Here is a 15,102-nt window from a genome sequence, read left to right on the forward strand (position 1 = left end):
AGGGGAAAACCCTCGCCGCCGCAAGCAGTACAGGCTTGCGCAGTACAGTCGGGCCATGTCCCAGCGCCCCACCCTCGAAGTCGCCGTCACCATGCGCCGCGAGCGCCTGGACAACCGCTGGCAGCCCTGGCGCTGGGTGCTCGACGGCGTGGTGCCCGGCGAAGCCGCCTTCGGCGACGTGCCGCGCCTGCTGCGCGAGGACGCGGACCAGGCCCTGTGGCTGTTCCCGGGCTTTGCGGTCGAGCTGTTCAAGGACGATGGCGAGGGCTACCACCTGAACCTGTCGGCACCCGCGCCCTGCTGGTTCGTGCTCTGGCGCATGGACGAGGAGGGCAGCGTTGCCGAGCCGCTGGCGCGCCCCGTGGCCGTGAGCCTGAGCTACCACGATGCCGGCCGCTGGCTCGATGCGCAGGAAACGGTGGAGCAGGTGCCCGCGCCGCCAGAGGTTCTGGCCTTGCTGCAGGCCTTTGTCGACGAGCACTATGCGCCCGAGCCCAAGCGCCGCCGGCGGCCCGACAGCTTCCAGTCGCTCACCGACCGCTTCGGCAATCCGGCATCGGTCTCCACCGACAAGCAGCGCGGTGGCCGGGGCGGCCAGCACCATGGCTGACGGCTTTCTCTCGCGCTGGTCGCGCCGCAAGCAGGAGGTGGCAGCGGGCCGGCCCGTGCAGGAGCCGGAACTCCCGCCCGCGCCCGAGGTGCTGGCATCGCCGGTGGCCACCCCTGCCGCAGAGCAGCCGCCTGTGCCCGCCGCCGTGGAGCCCGAACCGCCCACCCTGGCCGATGCCCAGGCCCTGACGCCCGAATCCGACTTCAAGCCTTTCATGGGCCGTGGCGTGGCGCCCGATGTGCGCAACACGGCCATGAAGAAGCTGTTTGCCGACCCCCACTTCAATGCCATGGACGGCCTGGACATCTACATCGATGACTATTCCAAGCCCGACCCGCTGCCCGAAGGCATGCTGCGCCAGATGGCCAGCGCCCATTTCATGGGCTTCTTCGACCATGAAAAGGAGGCCGCCGGCACGCCCGCGCCGGCAATGGCCCAGCAGGATGCTCAGCCTCGGGATGATGCGGAGTCGGCTGTGCCGCCAGACGTGGCACAGTCCGAGGTATGCACCGCCATTCCTAGCTCGCCAGTACTGGCCGCCACGCCCCCGCAAGGGGACGCAGCGGCCAGGGTAGCCAGCCATACCGAACATGACCACGCTGATCTGCGACTGCAACCAGACGATGCCCCTCGACGCGAAGGCGTTGGGCGCGGCCCTGCATGAGGATCTGACGCTCCACTCCACGCTGTGCCGGCGCGAGGCCGGCGCCTTCCAGGGCGCCATCCGCACCGGCCAGGAGGTGGTGGTGGCCTGCACCCAGGAGCAGCGCCTGTTCGGCGCACTCGGCGCGCAGACCGAAGGCGCGGTCTCGCCGATCCGCTTCGTGAACATCCGCGAGACCGGGGGCTGGAGCCGCGATGCCCGCGAGGCGGGCCCCAAGATCGCTGCGCTGCTGGCCGCCGCGCGCCTGCCCGAGCCGCCGCCGGTGGCCACCGTCACCTACAAGAGCATGGGCCGCCTGCTGGTCATCGGCCCGCTCGACGCGGCCGAGCAGGCCGCGGCGCTGGTGGCCGACGTGCTCGACGTGACCCTGTTCGCGCAGGGCCCGGGCCGGGCCGGCGGCGCCCAGGCGCGGCGCTTTCCCGTGCTCGCGGGGCGCCTCACGGGCCTCTCGGGCTGGCTCGGGGCCTTCGACGTGCAGTGGTCTGCCGACAACCCCATCGATCTGGACCTGTGCACACGCTGCAATGCCTGCATCGTGGCCTGCCCCGAGAATGCCATCGGCCTGGACTACCAGGTGGACCTGTCGGCCTGTGATGCCAACCGCGCCTGCGTGCGCGCCTGCCAGGTGGCCGGCGCCATCGACTTCGGCCGCGAGGCCAGCGTGCAGCAGGAGCGCTTCGACCTGGTGCTGGACCTGCGCCCGGCCACGGCCGAGCCGGCCTTCACCCAGCATGCGCCGCCGCAAGGCTATTTCCGCAGCGATGGGCGCGACATGGCCGTGCTGCTCAAGCTGCGCGAGCTGGTGGGCGAGTTCGACAAGCCCCGTTTCTTTGCCTACAAGCAAAAGCTCTGCGCCCACAGCCGCAACGAGACCGTGGGCTGCAATGCCTGCATCGAGGTCTGTTCTGCCGAGGCCATTTCCAGCGACAAGGGCCGCCAGCAGATCAAGGTCAACCCCCACCTGTGCGTGGGCTGCGGCGCCTGCAGCACGGTGTGCCCTACCGGGGCGCTGTCGTTTGCCTACCCGGGTGCCACGGAGCAGGGCGCGCGCTTCAAGGCCCTGTTGTCCACCTACGCGGCCGCGGGCGGCAAGGATGCCGTGTTGCTGCTGCACAGCCAGGAGCGCGGCCAGGTCCTGGTCGATGCGCTGGGCCGCGCCGCCCAGCTGCGGCGCGCCCAGGGCGTGCCGGCCCAGGTGATCCCGGTGCCGCTGTGGCACACGGCCAGCACCGGCGTGGACCTGTGGCTCAGCGCGCTGGCCTATGGTGCCTCGCAGGTGGTGGTGCTGGCCACGCACGAGGAGGCACCCCAGTACCTCGCCGGCCTGCAGGAGCAGATGGACGTGGCCCAGGCCATCCTGCACGGGCTGGGCTACACCGGCAGCCACCTGCGGCTGCTGCGCGCGGACGACGCGGCAGCGCTCGATGCAGGCCTGCAGTCCCTGCGCCATACGCGCCAGCTGCTGCCGCCCGTGGCCGCGCGCCATGGTGTGGCCCAGGAAAAGCGCGCCACGCTGGAGATGGCGCTGGACCACTTCACCGCCCATGCGCCGCTGCTGAAAGACGGCCTGCCCGAGGCCATCGCGCTGCCGGCAGCCGGCGCGCCGCTCGGGGCCATCACGGTCGCCAAGGACCGCTGTACGCTGTGCCTGAGCTGCGTGAGCGCCTGCCCCGCGGGGGCGCTTCAGGACAACCCGCAGCTGCCGCAGCTGCGCTTTCTCGAAAAGAACTGCGTGCAGTGCGGCCTGTGCGCCACCACCTGCCCCGAGGACGCCATCGCCCTGCAGCCGCGCCTGTTGCTCACGCCCGAGCGCACGCAGCTGCGCGTGCTCGCCGAGACCCAGCCCTGGGCCTGTGTGCGCTGCAGCAAACCCTTCGGCACGCTCAAGGCCATCGAGGCCATGCTGGAGCGGCTCGCGGGCCATGCCATGTTCCAGGGCGAGGCGCTGGAGCGCCTCAAGATGTGCAGCGACTGCCGCGTGATCGACCTGTATTCTTCCCAAAGCGAAGCGAAAGTGACGGACCTGTGAGCGCCACCGCCCCCCTGACCATGGCGTCCAGCGCTGCCCTCGACGAGGAAACCGCGCGCGCCGAACTCTATGGCCTGCTGGCGCAGCTGTACTACAGCGCGCCGCCCCCGGAGCTGCTGGCCCTGCTGCGCGTGGCCGTGACCGAAGCGCCTGCGCAGGGCGGCTTGCTCGAAGACCCCTGGCAGCAGCTGGTGGGGGCTGCCCGGGCGCAGGGCGATGCGGCCACCGCCGCCGAGTTCGAGCGCCTGTTCGGCGGCGTGGGCAAGCCCGAGGTCTTCCTGTACGGATCGCACTACCTGAGCGGCTTTCTCAACGAAAAACCGCTCGCGCGCCTGCGCAGCGACCTCGGCGCGCTGGGCCTGGCCCGCAGCGAGGCCATGCCCGAGACCGAGGACCATATCGCCTACCTGTGCGAAGCCATGCGCTACCTGATCGCCGGCGACGACATGGCGGTGTGCAACCTTGCGAACCAACGGGACTTTTTTGCCGCCCACCTGCAGCCCTGGCTGCCGGCCCTGTGCGACGTGCTGGAGGCCCACCCCGCCGCCCCCTTCTATGGCGCGCTGGCCCGCTTCACACGGGCCTTTGCGGCCGTCGAGGCCCAGGGTTTCGACATGCTGGAATAGAAATGAAGCACCCCCTGAGTCGCTTCGCGCCTTCACCCCTCTCTCGACTCGCTGCGCGAGTCGGGAGGGGGACGCCCCCAGCGCGGCGGGGCGGCCCTTGCGCGGGGGCGCTGGTCTCGGTTGCGCCAGTCTCATGGGTGGCGCGTAATTCGATGACAACCGGAAATGTTGCAGTGCGAGAACGTCGCCCTAAACCCGAGTGCAAACCTATGGGGTGGCCATACCCGATTGCAGCGGGCCGAACACTCGCATAGACTGTATGAACGACATTGCATAGCCGCAAGCCCTCCTGGAGACAACGATGCAGGACAGCCAGCCCCAACCTTCCCGCCGCCGCTTCTTTGCAGGTGCAGCCACCGCAGGGGCTGCCGCCGCAGCCGTCGCGGCCTTGCCGCACATCGCAGCGCCCGATGCCACTGCCGTGGCCGAGCCGGTACCGGCCCCGCCCGAGCGCGGTGGCGGCTACCGCCTCTCGGCGCACGTCCAGCAGTACTACAAGACCACCCAACTCTGACCGCGGGGCGCACCATGTTGCTCACCAAGAAGTCTTCCCACGCCCGGGAGGGCGCTGCGGCCTCCTCCCCTTTTGTCCACAGCCTGCAGCGCGGCCTGGCCAAGGCCCTGCCCACCATGGACCGGCGCGCCTTCCTGCGCCGCTCGGGCCTGGGCGTCGGCGTGGGCATCGCCGCCTCGCAGCTCGCGCTGGTCAAGAAGTCCAACGCCGCCGAGGGCGCCAAGGTCGGCCTGGGCGACAGCAAGATCGAGGTGCGCCGCACCATCTGCACCCACTGCTCGGTCGGCTGCGCGGTGGATGCCGTGGTCGAGAACGGCGTCTGGGTGCGCCAGGAGCCGGTGTTCGACTCGCCCATCAACCTGGGCGCGCACTGCGCCAAGGGCGCTGCGCTGCGCGAGCACGGCCATGGCGAGTACCGCCTGCGCTACCCGATGAAGCTGGTCAACGGCAAGTACGAGCGCATCAGCTGGGACACGGCGCTCAATGAAATCACGGCCCGCATGCAGGATCTGCGCAAGGCCAGCGGGCCCGACAGCGTGTACTTCGTGGGTTCGTCCAAGCACAACAACGAGCAGGCCTACCTGCTGCGCAAGTTCGTGAGCTTCTGGGGCACCAACAACTGCGACCACCAGGCGCGCATCTGCCACTCCACCACGGTGGCCGGTGTGGCCAACACCTGGGGCTACGGGGCCATGACGAATTCGTACAACGACATGCAGAACAGCAAGGTCGCCATGTACATCGGCTCCAACGCGGCCGAGGCCCACCCGGTGAGCATGCTGCACATGCTGCATGCCAAGGAGACCGGCTGCAAGATGATCGTGGTGGACCCGCGCTTCACGCGCACGGCGGCCAAGGCCGACGAGTACGTGCGCATCCGCTCGGGCACCGACATCCCCTTCCTGTTCGGCCTGCTGTACCACATCTTCAAGAACGGCTGGGAAGACAAGCAGTACATCAACGACCGTGTCTACGGCATGGACAAGGTGCGCGAGGAGATCCTGGTCAAGTGGACGCCCGACAAGGTCGAGGAGGCCTGCGGCGTCAAGGAGGAGCAGGTCTTCAAGGTGGCCAGCCTGCTCAACGCCCACCGCCCCGGCACCGTGGTCTGGTGCATGGGCCAGACGCAGCACACCATCGGCAACGCCATCGTGCGCGCTTCGTGCATCCTGCAGCTGGCGCTGGGCAACGTGGGAAAGTCCGGCGGCGGCACCAACATCTTCCGCGGACACGACAACGTGCAGGGCGCCACTGACGTGGGCCCCAACCCCGACTCGCTGCCCGGCTACTACGGCATTGCCGAAGGCGCCTGGAAGCACTTCGCCGCCGTCTGGGGCGTGGACTTCGAGTGGATCAAGGCCCGCTATGCGAGCCCGGCGATGATGACCAAGTCGGGCCTCACGGTCTCGCGCTGGATCGATGGCGTGCTCGAAAAGAACGAGCTGATCGACCAGGACGCCAACCTGCGCGGCGTGTTCTTCTGGGGCCATGCGCCCAATTCCCAGACCCGGGGCCTGGAGATGAAGCGCGCCATGGACAAGCTCGACCTGCTCGTCGTGGTCGATCCCTACCCCTCGGCCACCGCGGCCATGGCCGCCATGCCCGGCCGGGCCGAGGACCTGAATCCGAACCGCGCGGTTTATTTGCTGCCCGCAGCCACGCAATTCGAAACCAGCGGTTCGTGCACCGCCTCCAACCGCTCGCTGCAGTGGCGCGAGAAGGTGATCGAGCCGCTGTGGGAGAGCCGCTCCGACCACATGATCATGTACCAGTTCGCGCAGAAGCTGGGCTTCGACAAGGAACTGGTCAAGAACTACAAGCTGCAGAAGGTGCAGGGCATGGACGAGCCCGTGATCGAGGACATCCTGCGCGAGATCAACCGCAGCGTCTGGACCATCGGCTACACCGGGCAGAGCCCCGAGCGCCTGAAGGCGCACATGAAGAACATGCACCTGTTCGACGTGAAGACCCTCAAGGCCAAGGGCGGCAAGGACAAGGAGACCGGCTACGACTTCACGGGCGACTACTTCGGCCTGCCCTGGCCCTGCTATGGCACGCCCGAGCTCAAGCACCCCGGCTCGTCCAACCTCTATGACAATTCCAAGCATGTCATGGATGGCGGCGGGTGCTTCCGCGCCAACTTCGGCGTGGAAAAGGACGGCCAGAACCTGCTGGCCGAAGACGGCTCGTACTCGCTGGGCTCCGACATCACCACCGGCTACCCCGAGTTCGACCAGGTGCTGCTCAAGAAGCTCGGCTGGTGGGATGAACTGACCGACGCCGAGAAGAAGGCCGCCGAGGGCAAGAACTGGAAGACCGACCCCACGGGCGCCATCATCCGCGTGACCATGAAGAACCATGGCTGCCACCCTTTCGGCAATGCCAAGGCGCGCGCCGTGGTGTGGAACTTCCCCGATGCCATCCCGCAGCACCGCGAGCCGCTGTACGGCACCCGGCCCGACCTGATGGCGAAGTACCCTACGCACGACGACAAGAAGGCCTTCTGGCGCCTGCCCACGCTCTACAAAAGCGTGCAGGACAAGAACATCGCCGACAAGGTGCACGAGAAGTTCCCGCTGATCCTGACCTCGGGCCGGCTGGTCGAGTACGAGGGCGGCGGCGAGGAAACCCGCTCCAACCCCTGGCTGGCCGAGCTGCAGCAGGAGTCGTTCGTGGAAATCAACCCCAAGACCGCCGGCGAGCGCGGCGTGCGCAACGGCGAGCGGGTGTGGCTTAGTTCGCCCACAGGCGCCCGTATCAACGTGCAGGCGATGGTGACCGAACGCGTGGCACCCGACACGGTGTGGATGCCGTTCCACTTCTCGGGCCACTGGCAGGGCGCAGACATGTTGGCCCACTACCCCAAGGGCGCGGCCCCGGTCGTGCGCGGCGAGGCCGTGAACACCGCCACCACCTATGGCTACGACAGCGTGACCATGATGCAGGAAACCAAGACCACGGTTTGCAACGTGGAACGCGCGTGAGCACGCAGCACAAGCAGCGACCAGGAGACACCCCATGGCACGAATGAAATTCATCTGCGATGCAGAACGCTGCATCGAATGCAACGGCTGCGTCACCGCCTGCAAGAACGAGCACGAAGTGCCCTGGGGCGTGAACCGCCGCCGTGTGGTCACCCTCAACGACGGCGTGCCGGGCGAAAAATCCATCTCGGTGGCCTGCATGCACTGCAGCGATGCGCCCTGCATGGCCGTGTGCCCGGTGAACTGCTTTTACCGCACCGACGAGGGCGTGGTGCTGCACGACAAGGACGTGTGCATCGGCTGCGGCTATTGCAGCTATGCCTGCCCGTTCGGCGCACCCCAGTTCCCCTCGCAGGGCACCTTCGGCGTGCGCGGCAAGATGGACAAGTGCACCTTCTGCGCCGGCGGCCCCGAGACCCATGGCAGCCAGGCCGAGTTCGACAAGTACGGCCGCAACCGCCTGGCCGAGGGCAAGCTGCCGGCCTGCGCCGAGATGTGTTCCACCAAGGCCCTCCTGGCCGGCGATGGCGACGTGGTGGCGGACATCTTCCGCAACCGCGTGGTGCAGCGTGGCAAGGGTGCCGAGGTCTGGGGCTGGGGCACGGCCTACGGCTCCAAGCAGGCCGGCCAACCCACGCCGGGAGCCAAGTCATGACCGGGCGCAGCGCGCTGATCCTCTGTGCCGCCTGCGGGCTGCTGGCGCTGGCGGCCTGCACGGAGAAGCCACAGACCGGCGGCGGCGTGCGCGTCGATGCGCCGCCCTATGCAGGCACGGGCAGCAACTTCACGCAGCCCGGCTGGAAGGCCGGCGACAAGGCCGGCTGGGAGCAGCAGCTCAAGGCGCGCCAGCAGTACGGCCAGAACGAATACACCCGTAGCACCCGCTAGAGCGAGGCCTGACATGAAAACCATCCTGTGCAGCATTGCCCTGTGTGCCGGACTGGCCTGGGGCACGGCGGCCGCCCAGGCGCCGGCCGATGCGGCCTCGGTGGCCACGCCGGCCACCGCCGCTGCTGCTGCGCCGGCACCAGGCGGTATCCAGAGCCAGAACATCTTCCAGGTCAAACCCGATGCCAGCGAGGAGCCGGGCTATGCCAGGCAGAGCAACGGCGAGCGCGCCAAGGTGCAGCCGGGCAACAACGCGCCGATGTGGCGCCAGGTGGGCGAGGGCGTCACGGGCTACAGCAGCCTGCCCAAGAGCCAGGCGCCCGAGGCCGGCAACCTGATACAGCCCTTCGTGCAGTACCCCGGCTCGCGCGTGACCAATGCGGGCGAGGCCTGGCGCCAGGTGCGCAACCAGTGGATCATCCCCTACGGCGGCTCGCTGCTGCTCATCGTGGCGGGCGCCATCGCGCTGTTCTACTGGCGCAAGGGCACCATGCACCTGCACGGCGCCGAGACGGGCCGCAAGATCGAGCGCTTCACGCCGTTCGAGCGCTCCGCCCACTGGGCCAATGCCATCGCCTTCGTGGCGCTGGCCATCTCGGGCCTGGTGATGGCCTTCGGCAAGTTCTTCCTGCTGCCCATCCTGGGCGGCACGCTGTTCGGCTGGCTAGCCTACGTGCTCAAGAACGTGCACAACTTCGCCGGGCCGCTGTTCGCGGTGTCGCTGCTCATCGTGTTCCTCACCTTCGTCAAGGACAATTTCCCGCGCCGCGGCGACCTCACCTGGCTGCTCAAGGGCGGCGGCATGCTCTCGGGCCAGGAGGTGCCCTCGCACCGCTTCAATGCCGGCGAGAAGCTGATCTTCTGGGGCGGGGTGCTGTTCCTGGGTGCCATCGTCGTGGCCTCGGGCCTGGTGCTGGACAAGCTCGTGCCCGGGCTCATCTACGAGCGCGGCACCATGCAGATCGCGCACATGGTCCACGCCGTGGCCACGGTGGTGATGATGGTGATGTTCATGGGCCACATCTACCTGGGCACCATCGGCATGCAGGGCGCCTACAAGGCCATGAAGACCGGCTACGTGGACGAGACCTGGGCGAAGGAGCACCACCAGCTCTGGTACGAAGACATCCAGGCCGGCAAGATCCCCTCGCAACGCAGCAGCAGTGCCGAGCCCGCGGGCGAGGCCACTGCTGCCAAGCCCGTTCAGGCATGAGGTCCCCCATGACGATGAACCACCTCCCCCGCACTTTGCTGCTGGCCCTTTCCGCCGCCTGCGCCTGCAGTGCCGCGCTGGCCAAATTGCCGCCGCCACCGCCCGAGGCGGCAGCCAAGGCGGCCGAAGCCGCCGCCAAGGCCGCCTGGGCCGGCAAGGTCGACAACTACAAGCTGTGCCAGTCGCAGGACAAGGTCGCGGCCCACTACCGCAAGACCAATCCCGCCGCCAAGCCTGCCGCTACGGGCGCGGCCTGTGCGGACCCCGGCCCGTTCGCCTACACACCGCCCGAAGCCAAGCCCATCGAGGCGGCGGGGGCGCACTCGCCACCGGGCACGGCCAGCAGCCCGCCCAGTACCCAGACACCCGCGGCGGCCGCTTCGGCCCCCAAGTCCTGAGCACCGCACGGCATCGGCGGGCATGCCCCCGCTGCACCCTGCGGGGATGGGGTACGCTGTGCCCATGAGCACGCCCCTGCCTGCCACCGACCTTCGCCTGCCGCGCCTGACCCAGGCACGGGCGCCGCTGACCCACCGCGTCGAGGTGGTCAACGAACACGGCGAGCGCGAAGAGCTGTCCATCCCCGCCGAGCGGCCGCTGACCGTGTATGTCGACAACCGTGAGCTCGTCACGCTGATGACCCTGGGCGCGCACCCCGAGCTGCTGGTGCTGGGCTACCTGCGCAACCAGCGCTTGGTGGAGTCGGTGCAGGACATCGAATCGATCACCGTGGACTGGGAGGTCAACGCCGCTGCCGTGCGCACGCGCCACGGCATCGCGCGCATCGAGGAGCGCACAGCCAGCAAGGTGGTCACCACCGGCTGCGGCCAGGGCAGCGTGTTCGGCGGCCTGATGGACGAGGTGGACCGTATCGTGCTGCCCGAGGCTCGGCTCACGCAGGGCCAGCTCTACGGCATCGTCAACGCCATCCGCCTCAAGGAGAGCACCTACAAGTCGGCCGGCTCGGTGCACGGCTGCGCGCTGTTCCAGGGCGAGGAGCTGCTGGTCTTCGTCGAGGACGTGGGCCGCCACAATGCCATCGACACCATCGCAGGGTGGATGTGGATGGCCGCAGGCGACGCGGCACCGATGGCGGGCGCCGACAAGGTGTTCTACACCACGGGCCGGCTGACCAGCGAGATGGTCATCAAGTCTGCCCAGATGGGCGTGCCCATCGTGGTCTCGCGCAGCGGCATGACGCAGATGGGGCACGCCGTGGCCGAGCAACTGGGCCTGTGCGCCATCGGCCGCGCCACCAACCGGCGCTTCGTCTGCTACAGCGGCAGCCACCGTCTGGTGCTGCAGCCCGAGCTGGCGCAGGCAGCTGCAGCCTCCTCTTCCAGCTGACACCGGGCCGCCGCACGGCGATGGCATGATTGGGTGATGCGCGACCAGAAATCCACCCACACATGGCCGGACACGCTGCCCAGCCAGTTTGGCCCCTACGACCTCGACGAGGTGCCGGACACCCATCGCATTCCTGTCGAATCCGTACCGGCGGCGACGGACGGGGCCCAGCCCCCACCGGCCACCGCAATGCCTGCTGCGGCGGCCGTGCCCGAGCGGCTGGCCGGGGCGCGCTGGCTGCGCGAGGGGCTGCGCGCATCCGTGCTGAAGCGGCCCCGCACGGGGGCTGCTGTGCCTGCGCCCGGGCAGGCGATCCTTCTCGTCCTGCTGTGCAGTGCCCTGCTCCTGGGCCTGGAGCGCCTGCACATTCCTGGCCCCGCGGCCTTTTACTTCGGGGGCTGGCTCACGCTCTGGTGGTCCTTGCCTGCGTTGCTCGCTGCCGCCTGGTGGGCCCTGTCGCGCCCGCCGACTGGCGACGCCGGGGGGCAGCCCTCGGGGGGCGTGCCGGCCTGGCTGGTGCTCTCCACCGTGGCCGTGCTGCCCGCCTCGGTCGTGGCCTATGGGCTCATGGCCCTGGGGGCGCATTACCCCGCCCGCTGGTCCACGGGCTACGGCTACTGGGCCTTCTGGGTCATCTACGGCGCGACGATACTCTGGGATGTGCTGGTCCACACCGTGCTGATGGCGCGCTTCACGCGGTCCCGCGGCCACACCGCCGTCTTCGTGCTGGTGCTGCTGGCCGTGACCGGGGGCAGCCTGTACTACGTGTCCTCCCAGTCGTGGGTGGCCGGCCCGGCAGACAACGCTGAAAATGCGGCGCCCCAGCCGGCGCGCCTGCACCTCTCGCAGGCCGTGTTCGAGGCCCAGCAGGACCTGATGCAGCAGCAGGCCGATGCCCTGGTGGCTGAGCGCCCCGGCGTGACCGACGTCTATGCCCTGGTGTTCGCCCCGTATGCGCGTGAGAACGTGTTCCGCCGCGAGAGCACCATGGTCAGCCAGGTGCTGCAGGAGCGCTTCGACGCGCAGGGCCGGGTGCTGCACCTGCTCAACCATGCCGAAACTGCCGACACCCATGTCTGGGCCACACCCGAGAACCTCGATCGTGCGGTGAACGCCCTGGCCGCGCGCATGGACAAGGAGAACGACGTGCTCGTGGTCTACATGACCTCGCACGGCGCCAGGAACCACCAGCTCGCGGCCTCGCACTGGCCGCTGGAGGTGCCGCCCATCAGCCCCGAGATGCTGCGCGAGGCGCTGGACACGGCGGGCATCCGCCACCGCGTGATTGCCATCTCGGCCTGCTACTCGGGCGGCTGGATCGACACCCTGGCCACGCCCTCGACGCTGATCATGACGGCGGCCGACGCCACCCACACCTCGTATGGCTGCGGCGCGCTGTCGGAGCTGACCTTCTTCGGCCGGGCGGTGTTCGACGAACAGCTGCGCAGCACGCATTCCTTCGAGGAGGCATTCAAGAAGGCCGTGCCGCTGATCCAGCAGCGCGAGGTCGAGGCCGGCAAGACCGATGGCTTCTCGAACCCGCAGATCCGTGTGGGGGCCGAGATCGGGCCGGTGCTCAAGGGGCTGGAAGAGCGCCTCACCACCGCGCCACGCTGAGCCCGCCGGCCCGAAAGGGCCTGCGCGCCGGCTGGAAATGTTTCATTGCCGTGGTTTGGCGCCCTTTTGCGCTAATGTCACGCCCATGAACCTCTCTTTTATCCGCCTGGGCTGGCGCACCCTGCTGCGCGACCTGCGCGCGGGCGAGCTGCGCCTGCTGGTCGTGGCCGTGACCCTGGCCGTCGCCGCGCTCACCTCCGTGGGCTTCTTTGCCGACCGCCTGCAGGGCGGCCTGCAGCGCGATGCCCTGCAACTGCTGGGTGGCGACGCCGTAGTGGCCAGCGACAACCCCACGCCCGCTGTGTTCGCCGAGCGCGCCAAGGCCCTGGGCCTGCAGAGCGTGACGACCATGGGCTTCCCCACCATGGGGCGGGCCAGCGACGACAAGGGCGGCGCCAGCAAGCTGGTGGCCTTGAAAAGCGTGCAGCCCGGCTACCCGCTGCGCGGCACTCTCACCGTGGCCGTGGGCCCGGGCGCGGCCGAGCAGACCACGCGCGACATCCCGGCGCGCGGCGAGGTCTGGGTCGATGCACCGCTGCTCGAATCGCTGGGCCTGGCCATGGGCGACATGCTGCTGCTCGGCGATTCGCAGTTGCGCATCGCCCGCATCATCGTCATCGAGCCCGACCGGGGTGCCGGCTTCATGAGCTTTGCGCCGCGCGTCATGCTCAACGCGGCCGACGTGCCCGCCACCGGCCTGGTGCAGCCCGCCAGCCGGCTGACCTACCGCTTTGCCGTGGCCGGGCCGGCCGCCGCGGTCAAGACCTTCAGCCAATGGGCCGCGGACGAGGCCAAGAAGCCCGAGCAGCATGGCGTGCGCGTCGAGTCGCTCGAAAGCGGCCGCCCCGAGATGCGCCAGACGCTGGACCGGGCGCAGAAGTTCTTGAGCCTGGTGGCCCTGCTGGCCGCGCTGCTCTCGGCCGTGGCCGTGGCGCTGGCCGCGCGCGGCTTCGCCACCGACCACCTCGACGCCTCGGCCATGCTGCGCGTGCTGGGGCAGAGCCAGCGCACCATCGCCGGCGCCTACACCACCGAGTTCGCACTGATCGGGCTGTTCGCCAGCGCCCTGGGCGTGGCCGTGGGCTACCTGGTGCACTACGTCTTCGTGCTGCTGCTGGCGGGCCTGGTGGAATCGACCCTGCCCGCCGCCAGCCTGTGGCCCGTGGCCTTCGGCCTGGGCATGGGGCTCACCCTGCTGTTCGCCTTCGGCCTGCCGCCCGTGCTGCAGCTGGCCCAGGTGCCGCCGCTGCGCGTGATCCGGCGCGACGTGGGCGGGCTCAAGCCGGCTTCCATGGCCGTGCTGGGCGTGGGCGTGGCCGGCTTTGCGGCCCTGCTGCTGGCCGTGAGCAGCGACATCAAGCTGGGCCTGATCGCCGTGGGCGGCTTTGCCGGTGCCGTGGCGCTGTTCGCGGGCCTGAGCTGGGTGGCCGTCAAACTTTTGCGCCGCAGCGTCAACGAGGCCACCGCACCGCGCTGGCTGGTGTTGGCCACGCGCCAGATCTCCGCGCGCCCGGCCTATGCCGTGGTGCAGGTCAGCAGCCTGGCCGTGGGCCTGCTGGCGCTGGTGCTGCTGGTGCTGCTGCGCACCGACCTCATCAGCAGCTGGCGCCAGGCCACGCCGCCCGATGCGCCCAACCGCTTTGTCATCAACGTCATGCCCGAGCAGGCCGACGCCTTCCAGCAGAGCCTCAAGGATGGTGGCGTCAAGCGCTACGACTGGTACCCCATGATCCGCGGCCGCCTGCTGGCCGTGAACGGCAAGGCCGTGGGCCCGGCCGACTATGCCGACGACCGCGCCAAGCGCCTGGTGGACCGCGAGTTCAACCTGTCCACCGCCGTGCAGCAGCCGCCCCACAACCAGGTCGTGGCCGGCAAATGGACCGAGAACGAGCAGGGCACCATCAGCGTGGAAGAAGGCATTGCCGAAACCCTGGGCCTGAAGATGGGCGACACGCTGCAGTTCGACATCGGCGGCGTGCAGAACGAGGCGCGAATCACCAGCCTGCGCAAGGTGGACTGGGGCTCCATGCGCGCCAACTTCTTCGTGATGTACCCGGTGGACCACCTCGAAGGCGTGGCCGTGACCTACCTGGCGGCCTACCGTGCGCCCGACAAGGCGGGCTTCGACAATGCGCTGGTGCGCCAGTTCCCCAACATCACCAACGTGGACATGGGTGCCACCATCACCCAGGTGCAGCGCGTGCTCGACCAGGTGATCCGCGCGGTGGAGTTCCTGTTCGCCTTCACCCTGGCTGCCGGCCTGGTGGTGCTGTTCGCGGCCGTCACCGCCACGCGCGAGGAGCGCGCGCGCGAGTTCGCCATCATGCGCGCCGTGGGCGCCCGCGCCAGCCTGTTGCGCCAGGTGCAGCGCGCCGAGCTCATGGGCGTGGGCCTGCTCGCGGGCTTCCTGGCCAGCACGGTGGCCGTGGTCGTGGGCTGGGCCTTGGCGCGCTTCGTGTTCGACTTCACCTGGACGGCATCGCCCTGGGTGCCGCTGGCCGGTGCGGTGGCTGGGGCCGTGCTGGCGCTGGCCGCAGGCTGGTGGGGGCTGCGCGACGTGCTGCGCCGACCCGTGGTGGAAACGCTGCGCCGCGCCTCGGAGTAAGGCCG

The 15,102-nt window shown here is 69.3% G+C and carries 13 protein-coding genes; all 13 read left to right on the forward strand.

Annotated features, from left to right (window positions below; translation table 11 throughout):
• Window positions 1–55: 55 nt before the first annotated feature.
• Window positions 56–610, forward strand: coding sequence for a DUF3305 domain-containing protein (locus AC07PF_RS19210; RefSeq protein WP_007861281.1), 555 nt, complete (start codon window positions 56–58; stop codon window positions 608–610).
• The gene (locus AC07PF_RS19215) at window positions 603–1,274 is read left to right on the forward strand and encodes a DUF3306 domain-containing protein (protein WP_494612893.1); all 672 of its coding nucleotides are present in this window, start codon (window positions 603–605) and stop codon (window positions 1,272–1,274) included. Before AC07PF_RS19210 ends, AC07PF_RS19215 begins: the two co-directional genes overlap by 8 nt.
• Window positions 1,234–3,303, forward strand: coding sequence for a 4Fe-4S binding protein (locus tag AC07PF_RS19220; RefSeq protein ID WP_494613005.1), 2,070 nt, complete (start codon window positions 1,234–1,236; stop codon window positions 3,301–3,303). The genes AC07PF_RS19215 and AC07PF_RS19220 overlap by 41 nt, the downstream gene beginning before the upstream one ends.
• 20 nt (window positions 3,304–3,323) lie before the next feature.
• Window positions 3,324–3,929 carry a TorD/DmsD family molecular chaperone gene (locus tag AC07PF_RS19225; RefSeq protein ID WP_494613006.1) on the forward strand — a complete coding sequence of 202 codons (606 nt, stop codon included), beginning with the start codon at window positions 3,324–3,326 and terminating at the stop codon, window positions 3,927–3,929.
• A 301-nt stretch (window positions 3,930–4,230) separates the two neighbouring features.
• A complete protein-coding gene (locus tag AC07PF_RS19230) occupies window positions 4,231–4,443 on the forward strand; it encodes a formate dehydrogenase (protein WP_145695590.1) in 213 nt (70 codons plus the stop codon).
• A gap of 14 nt (window positions 4,444–4,457) precedes the next feature.
• Window positions 4,458–7,427 (forward strand): formate dehydrogenase subunit alpha, encoded by a 2,970-nt coding sequence (locus AC07PF_RS19235; protein WP_494612894.1) that lies wholly within the window; start codon window positions 4,458–4,460, stop codon window positions 7,425–7,427.
• Between the two features lie 34 nt (window positions 7,428–7,461).
• The gene (gene fdh3B, locus AC07PF_RS19240) at window positions 7,462–8,082 is read left to right on the forward strand and encodes a formate dehydrogenase FDH3 subunit beta (protein ID WP_007861300.1); all 621 of its coding nucleotides are present in this window, start codon (window positions 7,462–7,464) and stop codon (window positions 8,080–8,082) included.
• Entirely contained in the window at window positions 8,079–8,315 is a 237-nt protein-coding gene (locus tag AC07PF_RS19245) for a hypothetical protein (protein WP_145695588.1), read from the forward strand. Before fdh3B ends, AC07PF_RS19245 begins: the two co-directional genes overlap by 4 nt.
• A gap of 13 nt (window positions 8,316–8,328) precedes the next feature.
• Window positions 8,329–9,528, forward strand: coding sequence for a formate dehydrogenase subunit gamma (locus AC07PF_RS19250; RefSeq protein WP_494612895.1), 1,200 nt, complete (start codon window positions 8,329–8,331; stop codon window positions 9,526–9,528).
• A 14-nt stretch (window positions 9,529–9,542) separates the two neighbouring features.
• A complete protein-coding gene (locus AC07PF_RS19255; RefSeq protein WP_052024556.1) occupies window positions 9,543–9,926 on the forward strand; it encodes a hypothetical protein in 384 nt (127 codons plus the stop codon).
• A 64-nt stretch (window positions 9,927–9,990) separates the two neighbouring features.
• Complete coding sequence (locus tag AC07PF_RS19260; RefSeq protein WP_494612896.1) at window positions 9,991–10,875, forward strand: formate dehydrogenase accessory sulfurtransferase FdhD; 885 nt, start codon at window positions 9,991–9,993, stop codon at window positions 10,873–10,875.
• 36 nt (window positions 10,876–10,911) lie between these two features.
• Window positions 10,912–12,492: a C13 family peptidase gene (locus AC07PF_RS19265; protein ID WP_494612897.1), complete on the forward strand. Its 1,581-nt coding sequence runs from the start codon at window positions 10,912–10,914 to the stop codon at window positions 12,490–12,492.
• Window positions 12,493–12,577: 85 nt separating this feature from the next.
• Window positions 12,578–15,097, forward strand: a complete 2,520-nt coding sequence (locus tag AC07PF_RS19270; RefSeq protein WP_494612898.1) for an ABC transporter permease — start codon at window positions 12,578–12,580, stop codon at window positions 15,095–15,097.
• Window positions 15,098–15,102: the final 5 nt, after the last annotated feature.

It is taken from the genome of Acidovorax sp. GW821-FHT10A04 (assembly GCF_059415825.1).